We start from the raw sequence: 25,786 nt of genomic DNA, 5'->3' as shown, positions 1-25,786 counted from the left end.
ACCAAGGTTATCTACGGCCTTTTGCGTCTGGAAAACGCATGCGATAATCCACACTGGTCTTCCCTTTTGAAATATTATTCAGTTTGTTCTTGATCAAACGCTTCTTAAGGCTAGAAATTTTGTCTGTAAACAATATTCCCTCAATATGATCATATTCATGCTGAATGACCCTAGCTATTAGACCGTCATAGGTATCAGTATGCGTATCAAAATTTTCATCTTGATATTCAATGGTAACTTTCTCTGGTCTAAAAACGTCCTCACGCACATTAGGAATACTTAAGCAACCTTCATTGAAGGACCACTCGTCACCGGTTTCTTCAATAATTTGAGCATTGATAAATGCTTTCTTGAAACCAGCTAGTTCTTTTTGTTCGGCTTCAGTGAGGTCAGGATCATCGCTAAACGGCTCTGTGTCCACCATAAACATTCTTATGGGTAAACCAACTTGTGGCGCTGCAAGTCCTACACCGGCAGCATTATACATAGTTTCCCACATATTATCGATAGTTTCTTTCAAATCGGGATATTCTGGAGTAATCTCTTGCGCTTCCTTGCGCAATACTGGATCACCATAAGCAACTATAGGTAAAATCATTGTTGTCTTTTTCAGTTCTTATCTAATTCTGTCCATATAGGATTGAAGGATGATGGTCGCAGCAATCTCATCGACGAGCGCCTTATTACGACGCTGTTTCTTGTTGAGACCACTATCAATCATGGTTTGGAAAGCCATCTTTGAGGTAAAACGCTCATCCATGCGTTCTATCTTGATAGCAGGGTTTTTAATTTGTAACGCTTTCGCGAAAGCGTTAATCACGCCACCCAACTCACTATCTGTATAATCCATTTGCTTGGGCTCACCTATGACAATCGTATCTATATCTTCCTGCAACATATAGTCTTCCAACCATTTGTTAAGCTCCCAAGTGGGTACGGTACACAGACCTGATGCGATGATCTGCAAGGGATCAGTGACGGCTATTCCCGTGCGCTTTTTCCCGTAATCAATCGCCATGATGCGTCCCATATTTTGCAAAAATAGGCATTATAGCGCAGTTCTTGAATGGGGTTTCTAATTCGGTTTAAGGGTTTATCTTTGAATTTTAAAGCACAATTTTTTGGAACAGATAAAAAATATCATCGAGAACGCGTGGGAAGACCGCACGCTTTTAGAAAACAAAGTAACTCAGGACGCGATACGCAATGTAGTTGACCTATTGGATAGTGGCGAGCTGCGAGTAGCCCAACCAAATGACGATGGATGGCAGGTAAATGAATGGGTAAAAAAAGCCGTGGTGCTTTATTTCCCAATTCAAAAAATGGAAACCATAGAATGTGGCCCACTAGAATTTCATGATAAAATACCATTGAAAACAGGCTATAAAGACAAGGGAATTAGAGTGGTACCTCATGCTGTAGCAAGACATGGAGCCTACATTTCCAAAGGTGTTATTTTAATGCCTAGTTACGTCAACATAGGTGCTCATATTGATGAAGGTACAATGGTGGACACTTGGGCAACTGTAGGAAGTTGTGCCCAGATAGGTGCAAACGTTCACCTTAGCGGTGGTGTTGGTATTGGTGGTGTTTTGGAACCATTACAAGCTGCTCCAGTAATTATAGAAGACAATGCTTTTATAGGATCCAGATGTATTGTTGTGGAAGGTGTACGAGTAGAGAAAGAAGCTGTTCTAGGTGCAAACGTTGTACTTACCGCAAGCACAAAGATTATTGATGTAACCGGTGATGAGCCCAAAGAAATGAAAGGTGTCGTTCCTGCAAGATCTGTAGTAATTCCAGGAAGCTATGCTAAAGAATTTCCTGCTGGTACATTCAATGTTCCTTGTGCATTGATTATAGGAACCCGTAAGGAAAGCACCAATAAAAAAACCTCACTCAATGATGCATTGCGCGAGTATAATGTAGCGGTGTAAACCATTCAGTAAATACTATTTCGAATTAAAACTTAATCTTGATTAAGACAGAAAATGCCAAACATGCTTAGACATTTTGCAATGCGTACCTTAAGAAAGATGCGCTGGCTACCACCAAAATTTTACGTAAAATGTCATTATGAGTATTTTTCAAGAAAGAAAATGGATCTTGAAAATCCAGTCGAATTCAATGAAAAATTAGAATGGTACAAGGTTTTTTATCATCCAAAAATTTTAAACCAACTAGCAGACAAATATGCCGTTAGAGCCTACGTTGAGGAAAAAATCGGTTCAGAATATCTCAATGAGCTTTACGGAGTTTATAAAAAAGGTGAGGAAATTCCGTTTGATGAATTGCCTGACAGGTTTGTCATTAAAGCGACACACGCTAGTGGCTTTAATATTATAGTAAGCGATAAATCAAATCTGGATAGAGAAAAAACCATAAAGAAACTCAACAAGTGGCTGGGAATAAATCAGTATTACCGCAAGGGTCAAGAATGGGCCTATAAGGATATTGAACCTAGAATTGTCGTAGAGAAATTTCTTGAAGAAGAAGGAAGGTCATTTTTAGTCGATTACAAGTTTTATTGTTTTAACGGAGAAATCAAGTTCTTCACGGCTCACTTAGATCGATTTACAGGTCACAATCACACCACTTATGATGTAAATTTTAATCTACTACCATTCGGTCATGAAACACTTCATGACAATGAAGCTGAAGCGATTGAAAAGCCAAGTAATCTTGCAGAAATGATAAGGCTAGCTACCAAACTATCTGAAAACCTACCTTTTGTAAGAGTTGATTTTTATTCTATTGATGGGAAAACAATTTTTGGAGAACTTACTCTATACCCAGCAGACGCGAGACTTAAATGGCTTCCAGAAAAATATAATAAGATCGTAGGTGATTATTTTGTCTTACCAGAGCTCAATAATAAAAAGGAGCCTATTACTAAATTCCCGTAGTAAAACTTGAATATACTCACTTCAATATAAAATTGATTATTCCATATCTATGACTGATACAGATACCATTATAGATGCTGTCATTTTATGGGTAGATGGTAATGATGAGAAGCACCGACAAAAAATGCTTCCCTATCTAGAGGTGACTTCTAAAATAAATGAAGAAGGTTTTAGAACTAGGTTCGATCAAGTCAATGAAATTGATTTTACGGTCAATTCCATATTGAAGTTTGCACCATTCATTAGAAACATTTTCATAGTAACCGATGATCAAATCCCGAACTTCTATAAAAACAAAACTTCCCGAAACAATTACGATAAGGTGGTGATCGTAGACCACAAGGAAATTTTTCAAGGATACGAAGAGTTCCTTCCTACTTTCAACAATAGATCTATAGAGAGCTGCATACACAGGATACCAAATCTTGCGGAGCATTTCATCTATATGAATGATGATTTCTTTATCATCAATGAAACGAAACCTACAGATTTTTTCAGAAACGGACTTCCAGTCTTACGCGGAAAATGGTTGAATTTTGATGAAAATATTTTCTATAAGAAGTTCTCCAAACAAAGGTTTGGTCATAAGTACGCTCAACAAAGTTCTGCAAAACGAGCCGGAATGTCTAAGTATTATAACTTTAGACACACGCCGCATCCTTTGAGAAAATCTACGTTGGCAAATTACTTTTCAGAAAACAAGAATGAGTTTTTAGAAAATATCAAGCATAGGTTTAGAAAGAAAACTCAGTTTTTACCACAAGGCCTATCCAATCATCTTGAAATTAAAAACGAAACCTGTTATCTGGAAAGTGACCTAAGGTTGGTCTATTTCAGATCTTATAAAAAACCGTTGTGGTGGTATAAATACAAATTGGAAAATAAAACTGCAGAGAAGCTATTTATGGGTTTACAAAGTCTAGATCAGTGTCCTGAAAAAACCTTAGATTTCTTTATTAATTGGCTAAGAAAAAGAACAAGCTAAAGCCTGATTTAATTCGAGTCGTCCACTGATTCCTTTCTTTTTTTCAAAAGATAAAATCATAAATAAGTTACTGATTGCTACACTCTAACTACTGCTTGTTGAAGATTCTTCAACTGAATTTTTCACCACACCGTAATCTGTAAAGTCTGATTTTGTGGTCTTTGTATTCTTACGTATCGCCTTATTTTTTTCAATAGATTCGGTGTTCTTGTAGCCGCGTTCATGATCTAGATGCAGACAAATCGCACTGTATCTTATTTGAATAGATTTTATACCGTGATTAAAGAGGCGTTCTCCTAACTCACGATCCTGACCACCATATTGCATGCGCTCATCAAAGCCGTTTACAGCAAGAAGGTCGGTTTTCCATCCACTAGAATTATGACCATTCCAGCTAGCATTTGTCGGTGTAAGTTTTTCCATGATATTCGCCTGAACAAAACCTGCGGTGAGTTTTTGTGACTTATAGCTTTCTGGTAATCCATTTCTTTTGAGCCAGGCTAAATCAAAACATTTTTGAGTTAGAATATCATCTTTGGAGATCTTCTTTGATAGTTCTAGTGGAAGCTTATAATATCCACCAGAAAGAAAATATTCTGGTTTGCGCCTTTCATAATGCACTTGAAGAAAATCTTCACGAGCAAGGCAGTCGCCATCACTCATTACGATGTATTCTGCATTACAAGCAAGTAGTGCTTTGTTGAGAATAGCACTTTTCTGAAAACCATTATCCTCATGCCATACATGAATCACATTTCTATCGGTCTCAGAGGTATAGTTTTTTAAAAAATTAGCAGTCTCCTCATTAGAACCATCATCGGCTATAACCAGCTCAAAATTTCTAAAAATTTGCTGCTCATAACTCCACAGCGTTTTCTTTAGCCATTCCAGGGAGTTATAAGTACTAATAATTACAGATATGATAGGGTCTTCAACCATTGGCTAACAAATTTCGGGAAAAATACGCAATACATGTAGGAGAAGTCAGTAACAAGTTTATTTTTGTTCGCAAAGAGAATTTCTTTTCATGCTCAAATACAAGATATCAGCCATAGTTCCCTGTTTTAACGAGGCTCACAATATAGTCGAGGTACTTAAAACGGTTGAATTTTGTGACGAGGTAATTTTAGTAGATAGCAACAGTACAGACAATACGGTTGAATTAGCCCAACCATATATTGATAAGCTATTGGTAAGAGAATACATCCATAGTGCAAGTCAAAAAAATTGGGCTATTCCTCAAGCTAAAAATGAATGGATTTTACTAGTAGATTCAGATGAACGAGTAACTCCTGCCTTAAAGGAGGAAATCATAACGCTTTTTGAAAACATTGATAACCAGCCTCATGTAGGATACTGGATAGGTCGACTCAATTTTTTCATGGGTAAACAGGTGCGTTATAGCGGTTGGAGAAATGATAAGGTCATCAGATTCTTTAAAAAATCAAAGTGTCGCTACGCAGACAAACATGTACATTCAGAAATCGTTGCAGATGGTACGGTTGGTTTTTTAAAAAATAAGCTGACCCACTATAAATATGTTGGTATGGATGCACATATAAAAAAGCTCCAACGATACGCTTCCCATCAAGCAAAGGACTACGATGAAAAAACCGGTAAGATTACTGGTTTCCACATTATCATCAAGCCTTTATGGTCTTTTACAAAGCACTACTTTATCCAATTAGGTTTTCTTGATGGTTTTGTAGGGTTAACAATCGCCTATTTACGCGGCTATATGGTTTTTATGCGCTACGTAAAATTATGGTTATTACGACGCGGTATTGATTAGTTTTCGCAGCTCTGGAAACTCTGACAATATATTTTCCATTTGCTGTCTATTGAAATCCCTATCAACATTTACTTTTTTAAGAGAAATCTTCTGAGTTCCTGAAATAGGCGTCGGTTCTGGAAGGTCGTATCCAGAAATCACACTGTTATTCCCATTCAAGAGAGCCATAACCTTGAACCATGGATCATCGTTTTTGGGTGTGATTCTCATGAAGGTATCAACATCGTTCACTTGTTTACTCAAAACTCCAGCTGGGTAAGCCACCGTAAAGGCTCCTATAGGCATGAACCAATTTTTATCTGCAGTTTCCTTATTGGCGTAGTTCCATTTCGAATAGGGCAACACTTTTCCTGCGCTATCAAAAGATATATTACGACCTCGATGCGATGTTACCTTATTTGGATTTTTTACCGCTGCTTCATATAGTTTGCGCAAGGTAGTTGGATGGTATATGATATCGTCATCTACCGTTATGATCATATCATCTGGAAATGCAAGGACGCTATGAATCAACTTTCTGTGCGAGAATGTATATTTTGAATACCTTATTTCTAGAAAGCCTTGAGTTAAGTCAGTCAATGATTTAGGTAAATCATTTTTTAAGTCTTCATGAAGCCAGAGAACGATTTTCTTTGGTTTGCAATCTTGCAACATGACGCTTTTCAAGGTAATATGAATTGTTTCCAATCGTGATGGTATGGACGTCAAGGAAACGATAGCGTCAATTTCTGGTACATCTCTATCAATAAGTTTTGAAATGTGGGTCCTCTTCAACCGGTAACTTTGGTAAAGGGACGATGGCCATTCTTTGAGCTTCATATTAGATGAATTTTTTAAATTTCTTTTTCAAACGCTTCTTGTTCTGAAAATACTGTCTGAATTTTTTGGCATGATGCCACATGGTTTCAATCGTATCGTCCTTTTCCAGACCAGCTAATTTTGCATAAGTAGCGCCCATAATATCGTACATCCATTTTTGAGGTGACAGTCTTTCAAAATTTTTAAGCCTATCAGTTACAGGGATTTCATAAAATTTCATTCGGTTCAAATCTACCAGTTCAAATTCATAGCTACCTTCTTTGATTGATATCAAGGTGTTTCCTGGTGAATTATCTAAAAAGTAGATTTGTGACTCATGCATTTTAAAGACAAACTGGGTAAAGGCTTCAAGTATTCCCTGTTTATTCTCAATAGAACTATCATGAATTAATTCCCGGAAGGTAAAATCATGATCGGTATACTCACTTACATAGTAACTTTCATAAAATCCCAGCGCACTCCTATATTCTAAAAAAGCTACAGGATCTGGAGTGCCAATACCGTGTTCTTTTAAATAATTAGCATTTAGATAGGATCGCTCTGCTTTGGATTTTCTAAAAAAACGGTAAGCGATGCGATTAACTATATTGGGAACTTTGAAGGACTTAACAACCAATCGCTTACCTTCAAATTCAATAATTTTAATTTCATTGCGGTCGTCGCCTAACTTGTGATCAGATTCGTGAAATAATTCAAGGATTGTTTGAAACTGCTTTCGCGAAAGCGTACTACTCACAAATATCTCACTGCGCATGGTCCCTTCAGGTTTAAATTGCAAAGTAACAATTTTAGATCATTACTAATTCAAAGAGTTTTAAACTAGTCTGCTTATTGTACAATAGCAGTCCAATATTTATTACGATGCCTACAGAATCCGTAATTTTGCAGCAATGAGCAAAAGCGATAGACATAGCAAAAGAAGAGATCAAGTTCGAGGTCGTGAAAACAAAAAGACTAAAGGACCAGAAATAGAAGTTCCCAAAGCCATCGTGCAGGAAGCGGTCAATCAACTCAAAAGAGGTAACACGATCCTCTATCCTACAGACACGATCTATGGAATAGGATGCGACGCTACTAATTATGAAGCTGTGGAAAAGATCTATGAAATTAAGGAGCGTGATCCATCTAAATCGCTGCTTATATTAGTGGACAGTTTCCCTATGCTGGATCAATATATTGAAGAGGTTCCTGATATGGCGTGGGAAGTTCTCAAGGTAAATAAAGATCCTTTGACCATAATCTATGACCGGCCTAAAAGTGTCGCAGAAAACCTCATCGCAAGCGATAATTCCCTAGCGATAAGAGTAACTAACGATCCACTGTGTCGTGCGATCATTAGAGGACTGCGTAAGCCCATTGTTTCCACAAGTGCTAATATAAGTGGTCAACCTGCTCCAGTTCATTTTGAAGATATTTCTGAAGATTTAAAGCAACGTGTAGATCACATTGTTGACTTGCCATTGCCTGCCAAAAACATCAAACCTAGCGCCATCATGAAAATCTCCAACAACGGCGTGATCAAGGTCATTAGAAAGTAAGAATATGCCCGAGCATAATTTTAAGGAAGCCATACAATCCAGTGTATTTGAAACTTTAAGTCAGGCCGCTCAAGAATTGGGCGTTGATGCCTATGTGATAGGTGGTTTTGTACGCGACTATATTTTACAAAGAGGCAATAAGCAAGATATTGATGTTGTTGCGATTGGTAGTGGTATTGAATTGGCTAAAAAGACAAAAGAACTCTTACCTCAAAGTACTAAAATCAGTGTCTTCAAGAATTATGGAACTGCAATGATCAAGACTAATGATCTTGAACTTGAGTTTGTTGGCGCCAGAAAGGAAAGTTATGATCGTGGTAGCCGTAACCCAGTCGTTGAGGATGGTACTCTAGAAGATGATCAAAACCGTCGTGATTTCACGATTAATGCCATGGCCTTTTCTTTGCAACCTGATAACTACGGTGATTTGCTAGATCCTTTCAACGGTCTGGAAGATTTGAAAAAGAAAGTAATAAAAACGCCTCTTGATCCAGATATCACCTACAGTGATGATCCATTACGCATGTTACGAGCGATAAGGTTTGCGAGCCAACTGGATTTTACCATCGAGCCAGAATCATTCAAGAGCATAAAGAAAAATGCCTACAGAATCGGCATCATTTCCAATGAACGTATCGTTACCGAGCTTAATAAAATCATGATGTGTATTGAACCATCACATGGTTTTCTATTGTTGGAAAAATCAGGTCTTTTAGAGTTGATTTTACCAGAACTCACGGCATTAAAAGGAATTGAAGAAGTTGAAGGTCAAACACACAAGGACAATTTCTATCACACGTTGGAAGTAGTGGACAACATTTCCCGAAATACAGATGACCTCTGGTTGAGATGGGCAGCCATGCTTCATGATATAGGAAAGGCACCAACAAAGCGTTTTAGCAAAAAAGTAGGCTGGACGTTTCATGGCCATGAATTCAAGGGATCAAAAATGGTCTATCATCTTTTCAAGCGATTGCGTATGCCGCTCAATGATAAGATGAAATTTGTACAGCAAATGGTGCGCATGTCTTCGCGACCTATTGCCGTTATTGACGAGGCCGCAACTGACAGCGCCGTGCGCCGTTTGGTACATGATGCAGGCGACCATATTGAGGATCTAATGACTCTGTGCGAGGCAGATATCACAACTAAAAATCCTAAGCGTTTTAAGAAATACCACAATAACTTCCAGAAGGTACGTGACAAAATCGTTGAGGTAGAAGAACGTGACCACGTTCGCAATTTTCAACCACCAGTCACTGGTGAGGAAATTATGGAGACGTTTCAATTGAAACCCTGTCGGGAAATAGGGTTGATTAAATCAGCTATAAAGGAAGCTATTCTTGATGGTGATATTCCCAATGAACATGATGCAGCCTTTCAATTGATGATTGAAAAGGGTCAAAAATTGGGATTAAAACCTAATATCGTTCAGTAATTTTATCTAAATTAGATAGATGAAGTTGTTTCAGCAGTTAAGATTTTCATTTGTACTAGGCCTGATGGTCAGCGGTTTTGCGGTTGCTCAATCCAATCAATCAGCAACTCAACCGTCCATGAAATCTAATGCGGCGTATCAACCGCAACCTATTAGAACTCCTTTACTCAAGAATCAAAATCCTGCCAATTTTAAATTGATAGCTAAAGGTCTTCAGCTTTCACAAAACATTTCTTTGAACGGCACTCAACCTATGGTTTTGCTAGCTGACGTTGACGATAGACTCTCGAGATTATATGAAAACGTGGTCATCAACTATACAGAGCTTGATGAGTACGCTCTTAAATTCAAACTCCAAAACCCAGCACTTTACGAGGCTGGAAGGAATACGATTTTTTCGCAGGTAGAAAATCCGTTTTCCGCAAATAGTCAATTCTAGATAGGTGACTTTGAATTGTTACGCTTTCGCGAAAGCGAACCCATCATCAATCCCTTTTTAATCCTCTTTCTTTAACCTATAAAATTAGCTTTTTAGTAAATAGTTAATGTCTTTCCATAGGCCAAAACATATCTTTAGCCATTAAAATTAGGTTATGGAAAAACAAGCCATTATTGAACGGTTTGTAAGTTATATTACTATCGATACAGAGTCTGATCCAGCTAGCGAGACCACGCCCAGTACAGAAAAGCAATGGGATCTAGCTCGTAAATTACACCAAGAATTACTGGACATGGGAATGCAGGATGTCACGATTGATGATAATTCCTATGTGATGGCGACGCTTCCCAGCAATGTTGATCATCAAGTACCTACCATAGGTTTTATTTCGCACTTTGACAGCACTCCAGATTTTACGGGTAAAAATATAAAGCCACAAATCATTGAAAAATATGATGGTGGCGATATTCCACTAAAAGGTAGTGATCTTGTGTTGTCTCCAGATTATTTTGAAGACCTGAAACAATATAAGGGACAGACCTTAATAACAACAGACGGTACTACCCTACTTGCTGCAGATGATAAAGCTGGAATTACAGAGATCATGACTGCGATGAAATATTTGCTGGATCATCCTGAAATCAAGCACGGAACGATCAAAGTAGGGTTCACTCCTGATGAAGAAATAGGTCGTGGAGCGCATAAGTTTGATGTAGATAAATTTGGTGCAGATTGGGCCTATACCATGGATGGTAGCCAGATAGGTGAGTTGGAATATGAGAATTTCAACGCAGCTGGAGCTGTGGTAACCTTTCACGGAAAAATAGTTCATCCAGGATATGCTAAAGGCAAGATGATTAATTCCATGTACATCGCTACAGAGTTCATTGATTCCTTACCTAGAATGGAAACTCCAGAACATACAGAAGATTATCAAGGCTTTTTCCACTTGCATAACATGAAAGGTGCCGTAGAAAAAACCGAATTGCAATATATCATTCGCGATCATGACAAAGCTCATTTTGAAGCGCGTAAAAATGTGATGCACAAATTAGTTGATGACATGAACGCCCAGTATGAACGTGAGGCTGTGAGCATAGAAATCAAGGATCAATACTTCAATATGCGTGAGAAGGTCGAGCCCGTTATGCATATCGTTGATGTTGCAGAACAAGCGATGAAGGACCTAGATATTGAACCCATTATCAAACCTATACGTGGCGGCACGGATGGATCGCAGCTAAGTTACATGGGATTACCTTGTCCCAACATATTTGCTGGTGGCCATAACTTTCACGGCCCTTATGAATACGTTCCTGTTGAAAGTATGATCGCTGCAAGTAAAGTGATTGTACGTATTGCAGAGCTTGTTGCAAAGAAGAAAAAATAAAGAAATCACAATTTGGAATATAAAGACGCTTCTCTGGAGCGTCTTTTTTATTTTGGTAGAGTTCGCTTTCGCGAAAGCGTGAATCTTTAACCAACTTCGAAATAAATTCATGAGTAATACGATTCTATATAATTGCAAGCTGGAAAACCGCAAAACGGCAGTTGATATTCATATCAATGATCAGAAGATTTCTAAAATCGCAGATCATGTCAGCACTCCTAAAGGTCAGACAAACTACAACGGAAAATTAATCACCGTTGGACTTGCAGAAAGTCACTTGCATCTAGATAAAGCTTGCATTCTCGAGAGATCTGACATTGAGGAAGGAACCCTAGATGAAGCTGTGGAAGAAACGGGAAAAGCAAAAGATAAATTTACGGAAGCTGATGTTTACCAAAGAGCCCTTAAGGTCATTCAAATGATTATCCCTAACGGCACCACTAGCGTTAGAACCTATGTAGAAACCGATTCAAAAACTGAGTTGCATAGTTTGAAAGCGATACAGAAACTAAAGAATGATGTCGCCCATCAAGTAGACCTAGACATTGTGGCATTTGCGCAAAACGGCCTGACAACCGCACCCAAAACTATTGAATTATTGAAAAAAGCCTTTGATTCTGGTGTTCAAACAATTGGTGGCTGTCCTTATAAGGATGAAAATCCCGAAGCACACATCGATCTCGTTTTTGAACTTGCTCTAGAATACGATTTACATGTAGATTTTCATATGGATTTTGATCTGGAAGACAGCGATAGTTCCATTCCATATTTATGTAGTGTCATTGACAAAACACAATTTAAAAATCGAGTTTCCATAGGACATGTGACAAAGCTCATGGCTTTTAAAACTGAAAAACGCAAGAGATTGGAAAAGCTGCTGGCAGATCATAACGTATCGGTTTGTGTTTTGCCTGCGACTGATCTTTTTCTTAACGGTCGTGATAGCGACAAAATGATTCCGCGTGGGGTTTTGAGAGCTACCGAGTTTGAGGATCTGGATCTAAATGCTGCTATTAGCAGCAATAATATATTGAATGCTTTTACACCATATGGTGATGGGAATTTGCTGCGTATGGCTAACTTATATGCAAACGTAAGCCAACTTTCTACAGATGCTGAGATGGATCAATGCTTTGAAATGATCACCACAAATGCTTACAAGATCTTAGGGAGTTCCAGAAAAATCGAAGTTGGTCAACCTGCAGATCTTGTCTTGTGGAATACAGATTCTATTGCGAGTGCGGTGCGCACGATTCCGCAAGCGCTGGCAGGATGGAAAGCTGGAAAACAAACTTTTGAAAATTCTGCACCTACGATCTTTTGAGATAAGATTCAGAGAAATGAAAAACGAGCCTTTCGGCTCGTTTTCTATTATAATGGATAAAAAATTATTCTGTAGTATACTTGGAATCACCTTCACGATCCTCTTTGTCTAGAGCTTGTTCTGTAGTTACTTTATCAGCCTTTTTATCTGTGTAATCTTCTTGCTCTTTTTTCTTTGAGTTCTGACCTTGCCTTTTTTCATCGTCCTTAATGATGTCTGCATTCTTACGGTCTGCACGAGACTGAGCCTCTTTGAGATCGTGTGCATCTTTCACTTCTACCATTGTTGGGAACGGTAAATCGATACCAGCATCATCCATGGCGTGCTGTGTTTTGGCAATTACCTCACTAAATGTTTTTACCACGTTACCGCGTTTTGAATCTGTCCACCATCTCATTCTAATGGTAAGCCAGCTATCTGCCTGGTCCCAGTTCAAAATATCAATGGGTTTATCCTGAGCTATCCCGTCAATACTTTGCAAGGTCTCTCTCAAAATCTTCACCGCTTCATCATAGGGTTGATCATATCCTAATCCCAGATCATATTGAGATCTGATATAATCGTGAGCTGTGATTACTTTCACGGCATTCGTATAAATAGTATTGTTGGGAACCACGATATCAATACCGTCATATGTGGTGATAACGGTTGCTCTAGTCTCAATACGATCCACGCGACCCTTCATACCGTTAACCTCGATCTCATCTCCTATTCTAAAAGGCTGTCTAGTAAGAATTAGAATTCCCGCTAGCCAGTTCTGTAGAATATCTTGAAAGGCAAAACCTATAGCCACACTACTAACTCCCAAACCACCAATCAAATCACCGAAGCTTAGACTAGGAGCGATAATGGTGACACAAACAGCAAAACTGAATATAATCAGAATCCACTTTGTAAAGCTTCCTAATACTTCTCCAAAATTGGATCTATTGCGCTTTTTAAGTTGTTCACGTACCGTTTTACCTATCCATCGAGCTATGTAAAACATAGCAATGAATAAGCCTATGGCGATAAGAACGTTGGGAAGAATCTTCACGAAGCCATCCAGCCAGGTATCGATCTTCTCTATAAAACTGGTAGGGTTTACATCTATCTCGCCCTTAACGTCTGGCTTAGGTTCCAGAACGCCTTGTAGTAATGTTATCATCTATGGGTAATTTCTAACAAAGTAAAACATTTTGAAATGAGAACTAAATATGCGCTTAACAATTAATCATATTTTATCAGGTAAGTGTTTTAGCAGGACCTCTACCGTAAGATTTAGACCCACATCTAGCTTTCAATATTATTTATTACTCAAAGGCAATTTTCACATACAGGAAAACAACCTAAGATTCGAGCCTAGTTCAACGGTAAAGACATAAGTCCAATTCCACTTTGTGGCATTCAACAACCATCTTACCATTTTGTTTAAACATGAAGTAAGCTAGGGTCTGTTATTATCATTTGTATTAATGCAAACCTTATTAAAAACAAAAATGTTGAGGAAAGTTCGCTTTCGCGAAAGCGATATCCCCAACATTCTTATCTTATAAAAACATATCGTGCAGGCTAACTAACGCTGCTACAACAGTTTATTTACCAACCACATGGAATTCACTGAACTCCTTGTTGACTAGCATGGTTTGAGTTTTGGCATCATATTGAAGGTCTTCCAATGATATGCGCACATTGTCCACCTCTACGTAATCGATCTCAAATGGTAGGCCTATGAAATTAAAACGCAGTGTTTCATATTCTGTAATATACTTACCATCCTTGAACTGCGATATGGTCATCTGATTTTTAGTTCCCTTAAATCTAAGGTTACGTAAACTGAAACGTCCTTTCTTGTAGTCATAACCGTCTGACGCATCTTCATAAACTACAGATTTATCTGATCCCAAGGTATAATAAACATCAAGAGTCAAGAATTCAATCTTGCTCTCACCTACATATTGCATCACAGGATAACGCGGTATAATGGATCCAGCCTTGACAAACAACGGAATCTGGTCAATGTCTGCATCTACCCATTCTTCCTTGCCACCAGTTATAGTCTCGCGAGTCCAGAAGTTGTACCATTCACCTTTAGGCACATACATGCGACGGCCTTTAGAGTTAGGTTCCAACACTGGACAAACCAGCATTTTGTCACCAAAAATAAATTCGTCATTTCTATAATGTGTCTGTGGATCTTCCTGATCGTAAAGTACCAATGACTTGAGCATAGGTGTACCTTCTTCTGCATACTGCCAGAACGTGGTGTATAGATAAGGCAACAGTTTGTATCTAAGCTCAATAAACTTACGTGTGATATCAGTAATGTTATCATCAAACGTCCATGGTTCTTGGTCTCCATGATCACCACTAGAGTGTACGCGACAGAATGGGTGGAATATCCCAAGAGCTATCCAGCGAGCAAACAACTCTCCAGTAGGCTGCTCTGCAAAACCACCAATGTCAGATCCCGCAAAAGACATTCCTGATAACGCCATGCGCTGTGCCTGTATATTTGCTATGCTCAAGTGCTCCCAAGTAGCCACATTATCACCAAACCAACTTGACGTGTAGCGCTGTGTTCCAGAATAAGCAGACCTAGTGATTACAAAAGGTCTCTTAGGATAAATGAATTTCTTCACACCTTCATAAGTAGCCTTTGCCATTTGAGCACCATAAATATTGTGTGCCTTTCTATGAGAACAAGGATGACCATCAAAATCATGACGTACATCGTCTGGGAAGGTTTTATTGGGAACCTCCATTACTGCAGGTTCATTCATATCATTCCATACACCGGCAAGACCATTGTCTGCAATGAGTCCTTTAAACAATCCAGCCCACCATTCTCTTACTTCTGGATTAGTGTAGTCTGGGAAATAACATTCACCAGGCCAGACTTTACCTTTCATGTAAGGACCATCAGCTCTTTTACAGAAGTAATCGTTATCCATAGCTTCTTGATAGACATAATAATCTGGATCTACTTTAATACCTGGATCTATGATCGCGATGGTCTTGAAACCATCCTCACGCAGGTCGCTAATCATTTTTGTAGGATTAGGAAACTTCTCGTCATCCCAAGTAAAACAACGGAATCCATCCATATAATCTATATCTAGATAGATCGCATCACATGGAATCTTTAGATCGCGAAATTTCTGCGCCACCTCACGAACGTTACTTTCTGGATAATAACTCCACTTACATTGATGGAACCCTAAAGCCCACAATGGTGGTAATTCTGGCTTACCAGTTAAATCTGTATAACCACTTACAACGCTATTAGCATCAGGACCGTAAATGAAATAATAGTCCATCGTACCACCTTGCGCCCAGAAACTGGTCACGTGGTGACGCTCCTGTGCAAAATCGAAATAGGATCTAAAGGTGTTATCAAAAAAGATCCCGTAGGACATCTTATTCTGTAGGCCTAAATAGAAAGGTACATTTTTATATAAAGGATCTGTTTGTTTGCCAAAGGCGTACTGATCCGTACCCCAAAGTTCAAATCGCTTGCCGCGCATGTTGTTATCTGCCGGCTTATCGCCTAGTCCGTAATAACTCTCTGCTGGCTGGGCTTTTTTAGACATTTTTACAACCTCACCACCATACTCATAGCTTTCTTCATAATGAAAGCCTAATTCATCCTCGCAGATTATTTTACCATTGATGTCAAAAATGCGACTGCGTAAATCGATTTTGGCAATTTGACACACAATCTTAGAAGTCGTAATCTCATAATAAGCCTCTTCTTCTGTAACCTTTAATTTGTTATATCCTCTATTTCCGCCTTCATCGATCGCATAGGAAAAGTCATCTTCCATCTTGCCGCCAGTTCCATATTTGAACCTAAGCACACTATCTCTTAAAACCTGAACTTGTAAAATAACGCCGTTATCTGAGTTGAAGATTAAAGTGTCAACCACATGCGTAAAACTGGTAAGCATACCGGGAAAAACGTTGCCGGATTTGTGTAATTCTGTATTAGTAATCATAAAATGATGTTATTCGATAATCTTAAAGTACTAGAAAGTACCGTTTAAAACTCGGGAAAGTATAAAAAAACCGCTGGAATTGTGTCCTAAAAACCGTTTAGTTACGCAACCGTTTTCATATGATTTTAGAATATTTCGCTTTCGCGAAAGCGTACTCCCCAACAGCCTAGTGTAAAATAATGTTTTTGTAAGAATTTGGAAATATATACTTTGTTCGATTACGGAATCATTAACATCAACACGCCAAAACATCATTATTTCTAATTTGATTCACTCCAATCTAAAGAGAAATTTTTCGCCATAAAAAATGCCCGTTTCTAAAAACGGGCATTTTTGATAAGTGATGTTATTCAATTATTTCATTAACGGATATTCCTCAAATATCGTGTTTACCAAACTAGTCATTGTTGCCGTGTCGCCGCTGTTATAAATGCTCTCGCTACTCACACCTTTCCATACGGTTTCATTGGATTTACGATCTACCAATTGAATAATCAAAGTACCATCCTTATAATTATAAGTGTCAGTATCATATCCCACAACTGTAGGAACTGAGTTATAAGCATTATAATAGAAGTTGTTATAATAAGAATTTACACGCAATCCTGGTCGATTGTAACTCCCATAACTAGCATATACAGGATCAGTCGTAGTTCCTGTTGTCTCATCAATTTTAGTGCTCACTAATACAAGAAGGTCTGGTTTTGCTCTATCAAGCTCATATCCAGCATCCATCATTCTATCGTTGATTTGTTGAATCACTAAAGTGTTCACATCATCGTTCATAGCCATATCTGGCATCTCAATAGCCGAATTAGGTAAATAAGAAAAACTTTGATACTTGTTTAGATTATCGTTAGTTGGCTTAACCGTGGTCACTCCTGGTCCACAGCTATAAATTGCGGTTACCGCTATAGCAAGTAGAGTTGTTTTAAATAATTTCATGATTGTTTTTATTTCAATTTACACAGAGAAGCTGCATTATTTTCCTACAAAAACTCTAATTGTTGTAACATTAACAACATTTCAATTCAACAGATCGCATTAGCAACTTCGTGATCACAGCTCTTGTGATTTGTATTGCTAATATTTACGGATAGGTAAACCCGCAGGAATTAACAAATTCATATGATTGTTCGATTTTCAAGTCACCTACGTTTGTGCAACCCTAAAATTGAAAACCCTTTATTATGAAAAAATTAATTTGTGTACTTGGATTGGTAATCGCTACCTCAACGTTATTTTCTTGTAGCGATGATAATAATAATGACAGCAGCCAGCCAGCAAGGATCAATATTAAACTTGTAGATGAGCCTGGAGATTTTGACAATGTGTTTATCGATATAGAAAGTGTCGTTATAAAATTTAATGGCGATACAGATGATCAAGAAATTATCCTTGATATGGATAATACTGGTGTTTACGACATCCTTGAATTGACTGGTGGTAATAATATTGTCCTCGCTGATGATGAAATTCCATCAGGTAGAATCAACCAAATTAGACTGATTCTTGGCGATGACAATACAGTTGTAATAGATGGTCAGACATTTCCTCTATCAACACCAAGCGCACAACAATCTGGCTTGAAACTCAACGTTAATCAAGAGCTTGAAGGTGGTATCTTATATGAATATATCTTGGATTTTGATGCTGACAAATCTATTGTACGTCAAGGTAATGGCGGTTATTCTCTAAAACCGGTAATCAGAGTCGAACTTGTAGCAGCTACTGGTGCAATTTCAGGGAAAGTTACACCAATCAATGCTCAAGTATTAGTTACAGCTTCAAACGGACTTGATGAAATAAACACATTTACTGATGTAAATGGTTTTTTTAGATTAAGCGCTGTACCTAATGGAACATATGACATCACACTAACGCCTGATGCTGATGCTAATTTACAAACCGTGGTTATTGAAGGCGTTGTTGTTATCAACGGTGAAGTAACTCAATTGGGAGAAACGAATCTTAACTAACCTCATGAAATCTCTTTAGGCGTAGGTAATATCTAGAGATAAAAATCTATTAAAAATAAAGTCCGCTATGATAGCGGACTTTATGTTTTACGATGAAATAGTATACTAGATCGCCTTAGTTCCAGCTTCTGCAACAATATGATCATTCTCAACAGAACTACCGCTAACGCCTATAGCTCCTATGATCTCTCCATCTTTGTTTTTGATGGGTAATCCTCCTGGGAAACTTATCAATCCACCATTTGAATTCTCAATGTTAAACAGTGATTCTCCTGGTTGAGATAACTTCCCTATTTCACCAGATGGCATATCAAAAAATCGAGCTGTCTTGGCCTTTTTGAGCGCAATATCTGCACTACCTAACCATGCTCCATCCATACGGGCAAATGCAACCTGGTTGGCACCAGAGTCCACAACGCAGATATTCATTTTAGTATCTATTTCTTTTGACTTTGCCTTGGCCTTTTCTATGACAGCCTCGGCTTGTTTTAATGTAATATTCATAATGAGTTTTTGTCTTGATTCTTAATTCTATTTCTTTGATTCCTCAGTGAAATCTACTTTGCAGATAAAATATCGATCTTCTTAATATCTGGAGCTTGGGACAATAACTCATCTGCTTTACCCATAAGAGCTTTTGCAATCTCGCCATTCAAGTGCGCCTCACGTCCAGATTCATCTTCAAAAGTATCAAAGATTCCAAATGTCGTTTTATCAATTTTAAAGCTATACCAAGTCAGTGTTTTCTCTTCTTTCTTTGCTAGATCGATCGCTCCTTTGATAAAGTTAGCTACGGTATCTGCTTGTTCTGGTTTGGCATGTAATGTTGCCAGTAATCCTAAATTTTTCATGGTCTTTATATTTTGCTTTAAAATAAAAAATGAAAGCCATGTATACGATTGATTGTGGGAAGTTTAACGCAGTTCAATCTAGGTATGCAAAACAGTTTAGGTGCGGAATAAAATCCACACCTTGTCAGGTTTCAAATCAAATACTATAAACCACAACTCCCAACGGCGGCAAGTTCAGCTCCACGCTTTGATCTCTGTATTGCCAGTTTTCCTTTTGGGCAGTGAATGATTTTTTGACCTTGTAATCAGATCCGCCATATTTTGAGTCATCGCTATTGAACAATAGTTTGTACTTTCCAGTTTCAGGTAATCCTACACGATAGTTTTCTCTAGGAACTGGCGTCATGTTACAAACCACAATAACTTTTGAATCATTACCGATTCTAACGTAACTGATCACGCTATTATCGGCATCTTCATGGGAGATCCATTCAAATCCATCAGCATCAAATTGCTTCTCGTGTAGTGCTGGTTGTTTTTTGTAAAGCTTGTTCAAATCGGTTATGGTAGCTAAAATGCCTTTATGATCTGCAAACTCGGTTAGGTGCCAGTCTAGACTGCCGTTGAACTTCCATTCATCATGCTGACCAAATTCTGATCCCATCATCAATAAATTTCCTCCAGGATGCGTGAACATATAACTGTAAAGCAGTCTTAGGTTAGCAAACTTCTGCCACTCATCACCTGGCATTCTACCTATGATGGAACTCTTTCCATAGACTACCTCATCATGAGATAATGGCAACATAAAATTCTCTGTAAAAGCATAAGTCATCGAGAAGGTCAAATCATTCTGATGGTGGCGTCTGTAGATTGGTTCTTTTTTGAAATATTCCAGCGTGTCATGCATCCAGCCCATCATCCATTTCATTCCAAAACCTAAGCCGCCTATAGAAGTCGGTTTGCTTACCATTGGGAAGCTGGTGCTTTCCTCGGCGATGGTTTGTGTATCTGGATAGTTGAGATAAACCGCTTCGTTCATTTCGCGTAAAAACGCCATGGCCTCGAGGTTTTCACGACCTCCAAAAACATTAGGTTCCCACTCGCCATCTTCTCTGGAATAATCTAGGAACAGCATACTCGCCACCGCATCTACTCGCAAGCCGTCAATGTGATATTGATCCATCCAGAATAGCGCATTGGAAATCAAGAAACTTTTGACTTCATTGCGACCATAATTGAAAATCAAGGATTTCCAGTCTGGATGATAACCTCGTTTTCTATCTGGATGCTCATAAAGTGCTGTGCCGTCAAAGAATCCCAATCCATGGGCATCTTCAGGAAAATGGGATGGTACCCAATCTAGGATCACTCCTATTCCCGCTTTGTGCATAGCGTCTACCAGCTGCGCAAACTCTTCTGGATAACCGAATCGCGATGTAGGCGCAAAGTAACCGGTCAATTGATATCCCCAAGAAGGATCGTAGGGATACTCCATGATAGGCATAAATTCAACGTGTGTAAATTGTAACGCTTTCGCGTAAGCGACCAATTCATCTGCCAGCTCTAGGTAACTCAAACTACGATCTTCCTCAATCTTGCGTTTCCAGCTTCCTAGATGAACTTCATAGACAGAATATGGTGCGTCAAGCGCATTGTGTTTTGCTCTGGTTTGCATCCATTTGCTATCGCTCCATTTGGGATCATATTGCCATACCACGCTGGCTGTTTTAGGCGGATGCTCGCAGCGACGTGCATATGGATCTGCCTTTTCTGTTTTTATATCGTTGTGTGAGGAATGGATTTTATATTTATAGGTAGCGCCTTGCTCGACACCAGGAATAAATCCTTCCCAGATACCGCTGCTGTCCCATCGCACCTGTAATTGATGCTCACCTTCTACCCAAAAATTAAAGTCTCCTATGACACTTACAGCTTTGGCGCTAGGTGCCCAGACGGCAAAGTAAGTTCCCTTCACGCCATCTTTCTCAATAATGTGCGAGCCGAATTTTTCATAAAGCCGGTAATGCTTTCCAGATTTGAAAAGGTCAATGTCAAAATCTGTAAACAGCGAGTGCGTGATTACCTGGCTCATACTTTTTGTTGTTTGTGGTTCATGATACTTTGTATACCTCGCAATGGAATGATCGCCCAGCTAGGTCTTGAATTGAACTCATAGCCCAATTCATAAATAGCCTTTTCCAGTAGGCAAAACTGTAGCAAGAAGTTGACTTCCTTACGGTAGCCTATATTCAAATTATTATTATGAATATGATGCAGGTAAGTATCCATAAATATGGAAATCAAGTACTTATAAAGCAGTTCACCAGCGTGATTTAGATCTTCCCTAGATATACCTGTAGCTTCTCCTTGATCAAAAATTGTAGAATAAATGGCATAATGAAAACTACGGAACATCCCTGCAAGATCCTTCTGCGGCATTTGTTTCACCTTCCTATCACGAATGGTACTTTCTGGTTCACCTTCAAAATCCAAAAGATAAAAATCCTCGCCGTCCACTAATACCTGACCCAAGTGATAATCTCCATGAATACGTATGCGCTCACCTTTCATGTGGTGCCAGTCAAACTGTATAAAACGGTTACGTATCTCGTTTTTGCGCTCCAGTAATTCCTGTGCTAGATCCAGCGCCTCACCGCTCAATTTATGTAGATTATTCTCTACGGTGTTGAGTCTGTTCTGGAACATGTAAAGCAGTCTATTTTTAAGCCAAACGTTATAATCTCCATTATATTTATCTGCCGTAAACTTCAAATCGTTCCGCTCACCGCCCATGGCGACATGGAATTGAGCTGTTCTCAACGCCAATGTTCTAATTCTTTTCAAAAGATCCAATCCAGTCCAGTCCACGATTTCATGTGGGACTTCATGAAGTTTCAACCTTGCGAACAATTTGACGTCTGGTAACGATTTGATATCAATTCGCTTTCGCGAAAGCGTACTAAAAACAATCTTCAATTCATCCAGCATCCATTCCCATCCATCACCATCATTCTCGACCAGTCGCTGCATTAAAGCCAGCGTGACATCGTGCCTTTTGACAATATTCAAATTGATGGAACCGGTGTAGGTAGGCGAACGATCAAATGAGGTTTCCTCAGTCAAATAACGGCAAATCTGGTAATCTGGATTGGTACTGCTATAAATCCTTCGAAAGAATTTAATGATGTGTTTATCGTTGAAAATGATGCTCGTATTGGACTGTTCTGCGCCCAAAAATCGGCTAGAAATGTATTTAGTTTCATCCAGATCTTCACCTGCATGGAAGGTAATCGTGCCTAATCCTTCGACTGGTTCTGACTCAATGATTTTCTCAAAAAGAACTTTTCTAAAGCTATCCAGATATAAAGCATCCACTAAATAGCCATCTTGATCGCCAAGAGTTATGGGCGATATCAAACCTTCTGCCGCTGCAGACTTATCGACCACAAAACCCAAAGGCAAAAAGTAATGCTGATAAAAAGCTTCCTTGAAATTGACTTCCAGCAATAAGCCGTAGAAATGATCTCCTCTATGAGCAATAGTAAAAAACTCACTGATTTCTAGATATTTGAGCGTGCTGCTCTTACCACCATACCAGCGTTGCTGTACCACATAGCTCTCCAGAATATCTTCAGTCAATTGTTGCTTGAATGAATTATCATCTAGAAGTTGTTCCCAGGTTTTGGGGTTTTTGAGCTTTGTTTTGGACACAGGTTTTTAGCAGAGTTGATAATATCTCAAAAATATAAGATTCTTCTTGAGGATATCGTGTGGTTATAAGATAAATATAAAAAGATAAGTGATCTATATTAAAATTATCGCTTCACTTCAAAAATATGGAAAGGCAATACTGGATTAATTTTCACAAAATTATGAGTGCCGCTCCAGTGATAACTGCTATCAGTAACCACATCTCTTACAGTAAAACCATGATGTTCATCAATTCCCATTTCATGCAATGGCATAGGAACCCATGTTTCTTGTTCATAATGTGGATCAAGATTTATCGCCACGATCACCTCGCTACTTTTATCATCACTCCACTTATAGAACGTGATTAACTGATCATTGTCTTGATGTAAGAACTTGATGTTATTGGTTTGTTGTAGAGCTGCAAGGTTTTTACGTGCTTGATTGATCTTTGTGATGATTAAGGTAAGCTTGGTTCTCTTTTCCCAATCGTGATTTGCAATCTGAAATTTTTCTGAATCTAAATATTCTTCCTTGCCGGGTAACGCGCTTGAAATCATTTGCTCAAATACAGGACCGTAGATTCCTAAGCTAGAGCTTAATGTTGCCGCTAGTGCATAGCGATGCAAGTGAATGCTTTCGTTTCCAGATTGTAAATGAAATGGATTGATATCTGGCGTATTGGGCCAGAAATTAGGCTGCATATATTCACGCTGATTGCTGGTGGTCAATTCATGGACATACTCCTGCAGCTCGTGCTTGTTATTACGCCATGTGAAATAGGTGTAAGATTGTTGAAAGCCTACTTTGGCTAGCTGATTCATCACCTTGGGAGCTGTAAAAGCTTCTGCAAGGAAAATAACATCATCATGCTTTTTCTTTACCTCACCTATCAAATATTCCCAGAAGTGGAAAGGTTTTGTATGAGGATTGTCAACTCTGAAAACTTTAATGTCAAATTCCTCAACCCAATACAAAGCAACCCTTAAAAGCTCTTTCCAAAGATTCTTCCAGTCAGTGGTCTCAAAGTAGATAGGTAGAATGTCTTGATATTTTTTCGGCGGATTCTCTGCGTATTGGACCGTACCATCTGGTCGCCACCTGAACCATTCCTTATGTTCTTTTACCCAAGGATGGTCTGGTGCAGCCTGAAGCGCATAATCCATCGCGATTTCAATACCTCGAGATTTTGCTTCTTCCACTAGTTTTTTGAAATCATCTTCTGTACCTAGATCGGGATGCAGCGACATGTGTCCGCCATTTTTTGAACCAATTCCCCAACAAGAACCTACATCATCGCCGTGAGATGTTGTTGTATTGTTTTTTCCTTTACGGTTGACCTCACCTATTGGGTGGACTGGTGGGAAATACAAAGTATCAAATCCCATTTCTTCAACGTAGGGCAATAATTTCACACAATCCTTGAAGGTACCGTGCTCGTAGTTTTCACCAGCGCTGCGAGGAAAAAACTCATACCAGGTGGAAAATCTTGCCTTCTGGCGATCCACACTACAAATGAACAAGTCGCTTTCTGCAGCAAACTGTTTTGCTGGATATTTTATAAAAATCTCTTTTAGTTTTTCAGACATTGCGGTTTCCACAGCTTCATCATATCTAGAATCAGTCTGGAAAGATTCAATCCCGAATTGTAGCAATGCTTGTTCGGTTTTGTTCGCTTTCGCGTAAGCGTGTTCCAAATGAATCACTCCATCAAGCAACTCACTTTTGACGTGTTGACCATCTGCTAACTTTCTGGAAATCCCGTGTCTCCAATTGAGTGCATAATCTACCCAACCCTGAACCTTATATTGAAATTTCCCAGTTTTCTCTACCTGAAAATGTGCTCCATACTCATCATTACCAGCTGATTCCATGCGCACTTCCTGCCATTTTCTAGCTTTCTCCTGCTTATATAGAACTGCACTTTGAATGACGTCGTGGCCATCTACCAGAACCGTCGCGCTCACATGGACTGTTTCACCGGTGATTCTTTTGATGGGATGACGGCCAGCATTTACAACAGGCTGGACATTTTCTATAACTACACGTTCTTGATTCATGGATGGAAAGGTTTATCCAAATGTAATAAATGCGCACAACTGCTCCTTGATTTTTTACGAAACCGATTGCGACCTTCTCAGATTTTGAAGTCTATCTTTACAAAAAGCTTTCATGCCAGTTATAGTTCTAACTACTAAGATTAAAGCTCCTATTCAGGTGGTATTTGATCTTTCCCGCAGTATCGATCTCCATCAAAGTTCCTTGCAGCACACCAGCGAAAAAGCGATTGCAGGTAGAACTAGTGGACTTGTAGAAGAAGGTGAAACTGTTACCTGGCAAGCGGTACACTTTGGGATCAAACAGAAACTCACCAGTTTAATTACGGACGTTCAACCACATCATTTTTTTGCTGATGAAATGGTTAGTGGTGCCTTCAAACGATTCCGACACGAACATCATTTTTCTGAAGATGGATATGGCATCACCACAATGAAAGATATTTTTGATTACGACTCACCACTAGGATTTCTAGGCCATCTCGCCGATATCCTTTTCCTGAAAAGGTATATGACACGATTGTTGGAACAACGCAACGTTGCTTTGAAAAATACCGCGGAAGATGGTAGTTGGAAGGAGTTGCCGGGAATGCTTGTGCATTCTTAAGAGGCCACAAAAAAACCCTTGATCTCTCAAGGGCTTTATAGTATTTTAAAT

At 38.9% G+C, this 25,786-nt stretch carries 24 protein-coding genes; 11 read left to right on the top strand and 13 right to left on the bottom strand.

What is annotated here, in order from left to right:
- Positions 1–7: 7 nt before the first annotated feature.
- Positions 8–598: a peptide deformylase gene (gene def / locus BLO34_RS00755; RefSeq protein WP_090751719.1), complete on the bottom strand. Its 591-nt coding sequence runs from the start codon at positions 596–598 to the stop codon at positions 8–10.
- Positions 599–616: 18 nt separating this feature from the next.
- Positions 617–1,030, bottom strand: a complete 414-nt coding sequence (gene ruvX, locus BLO34_RS00750; RefSeq protein ID WP_090751717.1) for a Holliday junction resolvase RuvX — start codon at positions 1,028–1,030, stop codon at positions 617–619.
- Positions 1,031–1,121: 91 nt separating this feature from the next.
- Between ruvX and BLO34_RS00745 the strand changes: the two genes are divergently transcribed.
- The 3 genes from BLO34_RS00745 (at position 1,122) to BLO34_RS00735 (ending at position 3,891) form a co-directional block, all read left to right on the top strand.
- Complete coding sequence (locus BLO34_RS00745) at positions 1,122–1,937, top strand: 2,3,4,5-tetrahydropyridine-2,6-dicarboxylate N-succinyltransferase (RefSeq protein WP_090751715.1); 816 nt, start codon at positions 1,122–1,124, stop codon at positions 1,935–1,937.
- A 63-nt stretch (positions 1,938–2,000) separates the two neighbouring features.
- Positions 2,001–2,906, top strand: coding sequence for an ATP-grasp fold amidoligase family protein (locus BLO34_RS00740; RefSeq protein ID WP_231959529.1), 906 nt, complete (start codon positions 2,001–2,003; stop codon positions 2,904–2,906).
- A 49-nt stretch (positions 2,907–2,955) separates the two neighbouring features.
- The gene (locus BLO34_RS00735; RefSeq protein ID WP_090751712.1) at positions 2,956–3,891 is read left to right on the top strand and encodes a Stealth CR1 domain-containing protein; all 936 of its coding nucleotides are present in this window, start codon (positions 2,956–2,958) and stop codon (positions 3,889–3,891) included.
- An 84-nt stretch (positions 3,892–3,975) separates the two neighbouring features.
- Here the strand turns inward: BLO34_RS00735 and BLO34_RS00730 are convergent, their stop codons facing one another.
- Positions 3,976–4,830, bottom strand: a complete 855-nt coding sequence (locus tag BLO34_RS00730) for a glycosyltransferase (protein WP_090751710.1) — start codon at positions 4,828–4,830, stop codon at positions 3,976–3,978.
- Positions 4,831–4,918: 88 nt separating this feature from the next.
- Here BLO34_RS00730 and BLO34_RS00725 point away from each other — a divergent pair, with 88 nt between their 5' ends.
- On the top strand, positions 4,919–5,683 hold the full coding sequence (locus BLO34_RS00725) for a glycosyltransferase family 2 protein (protein ID WP_090751708.1): 765 nt from the start codon (positions 4,919–4,921) through the stop codon (positions 5,681–5,683).
- Here the strand turns inward: BLO34_RS00725 and BLO34_RS00720 are convergent.
- Both BLO34_RS00720 and BLO34_RS00715 read right to left on the bottom strand, forming a co-directional pair.
- Positions 5,663–6,502, bottom strand: coding sequence for a glycosyl transferase (locus BLO34_RS00720; protein WP_231959528.1), 840 nt, complete (start codon positions 6,500–6,502; stop codon positions 5,663–5,665). The two genes, BLO34_RS00725 and BLO34_RS00720, sit on opposite strands and share 21 nt — an antisense overlap.
- 1 nt (position 6,503) lies before the next feature.
- Positions 6,504–7,280 carry a lipopolysaccharide kinase InaA family protein gene (locus tag BLO34_RS00715; RefSeq protein ID WP_231959527.1) on the bottom strand — a complete coding sequence of 259 codons (777 nt, stop codon included), beginning with the start codon at positions 7,278–7,280 and terminating at the stop codon, positions 6,504–6,506.
- Positions 7,281–7,392: 112 nt separating this feature from the next.
- Here BLO34_RS00715 and BLO34_RS00710 point away from each other — a divergent pair, with 112 nt between their 5' ends.
- The 5 genes from BLO34_RS00710 (at position 7,393) to BLO34_RS00690 (ending at position 12,631) form a co-directional block, all read left to right on the top strand.
- Positions 7,393–8,040: an L-threonylcarbamoyladenylate synthase gene (locus BLO34_RS00710; protein ID WP_090751704.1), complete on the top strand. Its 648-nt coding sequence runs from the start codon at positions 7,393–7,395 to the stop codon at positions 8,038–8,040.
- A gap of 4 nt (positions 8,041–8,044) precedes the next feature.
- Positions 8,045–9,478 (top strand): CCA tRNA nucleotidyltransferase, encoded by a 1,434-nt coding sequence (locus BLO34_RS00705; RefSeq protein WP_090751702.1) that lies wholly within the window; start codon positions 8,045–8,047, stop codon positions 9,476–9,478.
- Between the two features lie 19 nt (positions 9,479–9,497).
- The gene (locus BLO34_RS00700; protein ID WP_157686583.1) at positions 9,498–9,917 is read left to right on the top strand and encodes a hypothetical protein; all 420 of its coding nucleotides are present in this window, start codon (positions 9,498–9,500) and stop codon (positions 9,915–9,917) included.
- Between the two features lie 154 nt (positions 9,918–10,071).
- Positions 10,072–11,307 carry a peptidase T gene (gene pepT / locus BLO34_RS00695; RefSeq protein ID WP_090751699.1) on the top strand — a complete coding sequence of 412 codons (1,236 nt, stop codon included), beginning with the start codon at positions 10,072–10,074 and terminating at the stop codon, positions 11,305–11,307.
- 109 nt (positions 11,308–11,416) lie between these two features.
- Complete coding sequence (locus BLO34_RS00690; RefSeq protein ID WP_090751697.1) at positions 11,417–12,631, top strand: amidohydrolase family protein; 1,215 nt, start codon at positions 11,417–11,419, stop codon at positions 12,629–12,631.
- 64 nt (positions 12,632–12,695) lie between these two features.
- Here the strand turns inward: BLO34_RS00690 and BLO34_RS00685 are convergent, their stop codons facing one another.
- The 3 genes from BLO34_RS00685 to BLO34_RS00675 form a co-directional block, all read right to left on the bottom strand.
- Positions 12,696–13,778: a mechanosensitive ion channel family protein gene (locus tag BLO34_RS00685; RefSeq protein WP_090751695.1), complete on the bottom strand. Its 1,083-nt coding sequence runs from the start codon at positions 13,776–13,778 to the stop codon at positions 12,696–12,698.
- A gap of 427 nt (positions 13,779–14,205) precedes the next feature.
- Positions 14,206–16,608, bottom strand: coding sequence for a glycoside hydrolase family 31 protein (locus BLO34_RS00680; RefSeq protein WP_090751693.1), 2,403 nt, complete (start codon positions 16,606–16,608; stop codon positions 14,206–14,208).
- 354 nt (positions 16,609–16,962) lie between these two features.
- Positions 16,963–17,553: a DUF4136 domain-containing protein gene (locus BLO34_RS00675; RefSeq protein WP_090751691.1), complete on the bottom strand. Its 591-nt coding sequence runs from the start codon at positions 17,551–17,553 to the stop codon at positions 16,963–16,965.
- Positions 17,554–17,798: 245 nt separating this feature from the next.
- Between BLO34_RS00675 and BLO34_RS00670 the strand changes: the two genes are divergently transcribed.
- Entirely contained in the window at positions 17,799–18,587 is a 789-nt protein-coding gene (locus BLO34_RS00670) for a DUF4382 domain-containing protein (RefSeq protein WP_090751689.1), read from the top strand.
- 105 nt (positions 18,588–18,692) lie between these two features.
- Here BLO34_RS00670 and BLO34_RS00665 read toward each other — a convergent pair whose 3' ends face one another.
- The 5 genes from BLO34_RS00665 to BLO34_RS00645 form a co-directional block, all read right to left on the bottom strand.
- Positions 18,693–19,091 carry a GlcG/HbpS family heme-binding protein gene (locus BLO34_RS00665; protein ID WP_090751687.1) on the bottom strand — a complete coding sequence of 133 codons (399 nt, stop codon included), beginning with the start codon at positions 19,089–19,091 and terminating at the stop codon, positions 18,693–18,695.
- Between the two features lie 53 nt (positions 19,092–19,144).
- Complete coding sequence (locus BLO34_RS00660; protein ID WP_090751685.1) at positions 19,145–19,438, bottom strand: putative quinol monooxygenase; 294 nt, start codon at positions 19,436–19,438, stop codon at positions 19,145–19,147.
- A 136-nt stretch (positions 19,439–19,574) separates the two neighbouring features.
- On the bottom strand, positions 19,575–21,473 hold the full coding sequence (gene glgB / locus BLO34_RS00655) for a 1,4-alpha-glucan branching protein GlgB (RefSeq protein ID WP_090751683.1): 1,899 nt from the start codon (positions 21,471–21,473) through the stop codon (positions 19,575–19,577).
- Positions 21,470–23,092, bottom strand: a complete 1,623-nt coding sequence (locus tag BLO34_RS00650) for a maltokinase N-terminal cap-like domain-containing protein (protein ID WP_090751681.1) — start codon at positions 23,090–23,092, stop codon at positions 21,470–21,472. Before BLO34_RS00650 ends, glgB begins: the two co-directional genes overlap by 4 nt.
- A gap of 104 nt (positions 23,093–23,196) precedes the next feature.
- Positions 23,197–25,131 (bottom strand): alpha-1,4-glucan--maltose-1-phosphate maltosyltransferase, encoded by a 1,935-nt coding sequence (locus tag BLO34_RS00645; protein ID WP_090751679.1) that lies wholly within the window; start codon positions 25,129–25,131, stop codon positions 23,197–23,199.
- A 112-nt stretch (positions 25,132–25,243) separates the two neighbouring features.
- Here BLO34_RS00645 and BLO34_RS00640 point away from each other — a divergent pair, with 112 nt between their 5' ends.
- Positions 25,244–25,735, top strand: a complete 492-nt coding sequence (locus tag BLO34_RS00640) for an SRPBCC family protein (protein WP_090751677.1) — start codon at positions 25,244–25,246, stop codon at positions 25,733–25,735.
- Positions 25,736–25,786: the final 51 nt, after the last annotated feature.

Origin of the sequence: Nonlabens sp. Hel1_33_55 (assembly GCF_900101765.1) — a bacterium.
Lineage (GTDB): Bacteria > Bacteroidota > Bacteroidia > Flavobacteriales > Flavobacteriaceae > Nonlabens.
Note: the sequence above shows the minus strand (reverse complement) of the source record. Positions and strands in the feature narration are given on the sequence as shown.

What these genes read in the sequence shown, in the direction of transcription:
- def (WP_090751719.1), bottom strand. Translation starts at nt 598, where the DNA reads ATGATTTTACCTATAGTTGCTTATGGTGATCCAGTATTGCGCAAGGAA.
- ruvX (WP_090751717.1), bottom strand. Translation starts at nt 1,030, where the DNA reads ATGGGACGCATCATGGCGATTGATTACGGGAAAAAGCGCACGGGAATA.
- BLO34_RS00740 (WP_231959529.1), top strand. Translation starts at nt 2,001, where the DNA reads ATGCTTAGACATTTTGCAATGCGTACCTTAAGAAAGATGCGCTGGCTA.
- BLO34_RS00735 (WP_090751712.1), top strand. Translation starts at nt 2,956, where the DNA reads ATGACTGATACAGATACCATTATAGATGCTGTCATTTTATGGGTAGAT.
- BLO34_RS00730 (WP_090751710.1), bottom strand. Translation starts at nt 4,830, where the DNA reads ATGGTTGAAGACCCTATCATATCTGTAATTATTAGTACTTATAACTCC.
- BLO34_RS00725 (WP_090751708.1), top strand. Translation starts at nt 4,919, where the DNA reads ATGCTCAAATACAAGATATCAGCCATAGTTCCCTGTTTTAACGAGGCT.
- BLO34_RS00720 (WP_231959528.1), bottom strand. Translation starts at nt 6,502, where the DNA reads ATGAAGCTCAAAGAATGGCCATCGTCCCTTTACCAAAGTTACCGGTTG.
- BLO34_RS00710 (WP_090751704.1), top strand. Translation starts at nt 7,393, where the DNA reads ATGAGCAAAAGCGATAGACATAGCAAAAGAAGAGATCAAGTTCGAGGT.
- BLO34_RS00705 (WP_090751702.1), top strand. Translation starts at nt 8,045, where the DNA reads ATGCCCGAGCATAATTTTAAGGAAGCCATACAATCCAGTGTATTTGAA.
- BLO34_RS00700 (WP_157686583.1), top strand. Translation starts at nt 9,498, where the DNA reads ATGAAGTTGTTTCAGCAGTTAAGATTTTCATTTGTACTAGGCCTGATG.
- pepT (WP_090751699.1), top strand. Translation starts at nt 10,072, where the DNA reads ATGGAAAAACAAGCCATTATTGAACGGTTTGTAAGTTATATTACTATC.
- BLO34_RS00690 (WP_090751697.1), top strand. Translation starts at nt 11,417, where the DNA reads ATGAGTAATACGATTCTATATAATTGCAAGCTGGAAAACCGCAAAACG.
- BLO34_RS00685 (WP_090751695.1), bottom strand. Translation starts at nt 13,778, where the DNA reads ATGATAACATTACTACAAGGCGTTCTGGAACCTAAGCCAGACGTTAAG.
- BLO34_RS00680 (WP_090751693.1), bottom strand. Translation starts at nt 16,608, where the DNA reads ATGATTACTAATACAGAATTACACAAATCCGGCAACGTTTTTCCCGGT.
- BLO34_RS00675 (WP_090751691.1), bottom strand. Translation starts at nt 17,553, where the DNA reads ATGAAATTATTTAAAACAACTCTACTTGCTATAGCGGTAACCGCAATT.
- BLO34_RS00670 (WP_090751689.1), top strand. Translation starts at nt 17,799, where the DNA reads ATGAAAAAATTAATTTGTGTACTTGGATTGGTAATCGCTACCTCAACG.
- BLO34_RS00665 (WP_090751687.1), bottom strand. Translation starts at nt 19,091, where the DNA reads ATGAATATTACATTAAAACAAGCCGAGGCTGTCATAGAAAAGGCCAAG.
- BLO34_RS00660 (WP_090751685.1), bottom strand. Translation starts at nt 19,438, where the DNA reads ATGAAAAATTTAGGATTACTGGCAACATTACATGCCAAACCAGAACAA.
- glgB (WP_090751683.1), bottom strand. Translation starts at nt 21,473, where the DNA reads ATGAGCCAGGTAATCACGCACTCGCTGTTTACAGATTTTGACATTGAC.
- BLO34_RS00645 (WP_090751679.1), bottom strand. Translation starts at nt 25,131, where the DNA reads ATGAATCAAGAACGTGTAGTTATAGAAAATGTCCAGCCTGTTGTAAAT.
- BLO34_RS00640 (WP_090751677.1), top strand. Translation starts at nt 25,244, where the DNA reads ATGCCAGTTATAGTTCTAACTACTAAGATTAAAGCTCCTATTCAGGTG.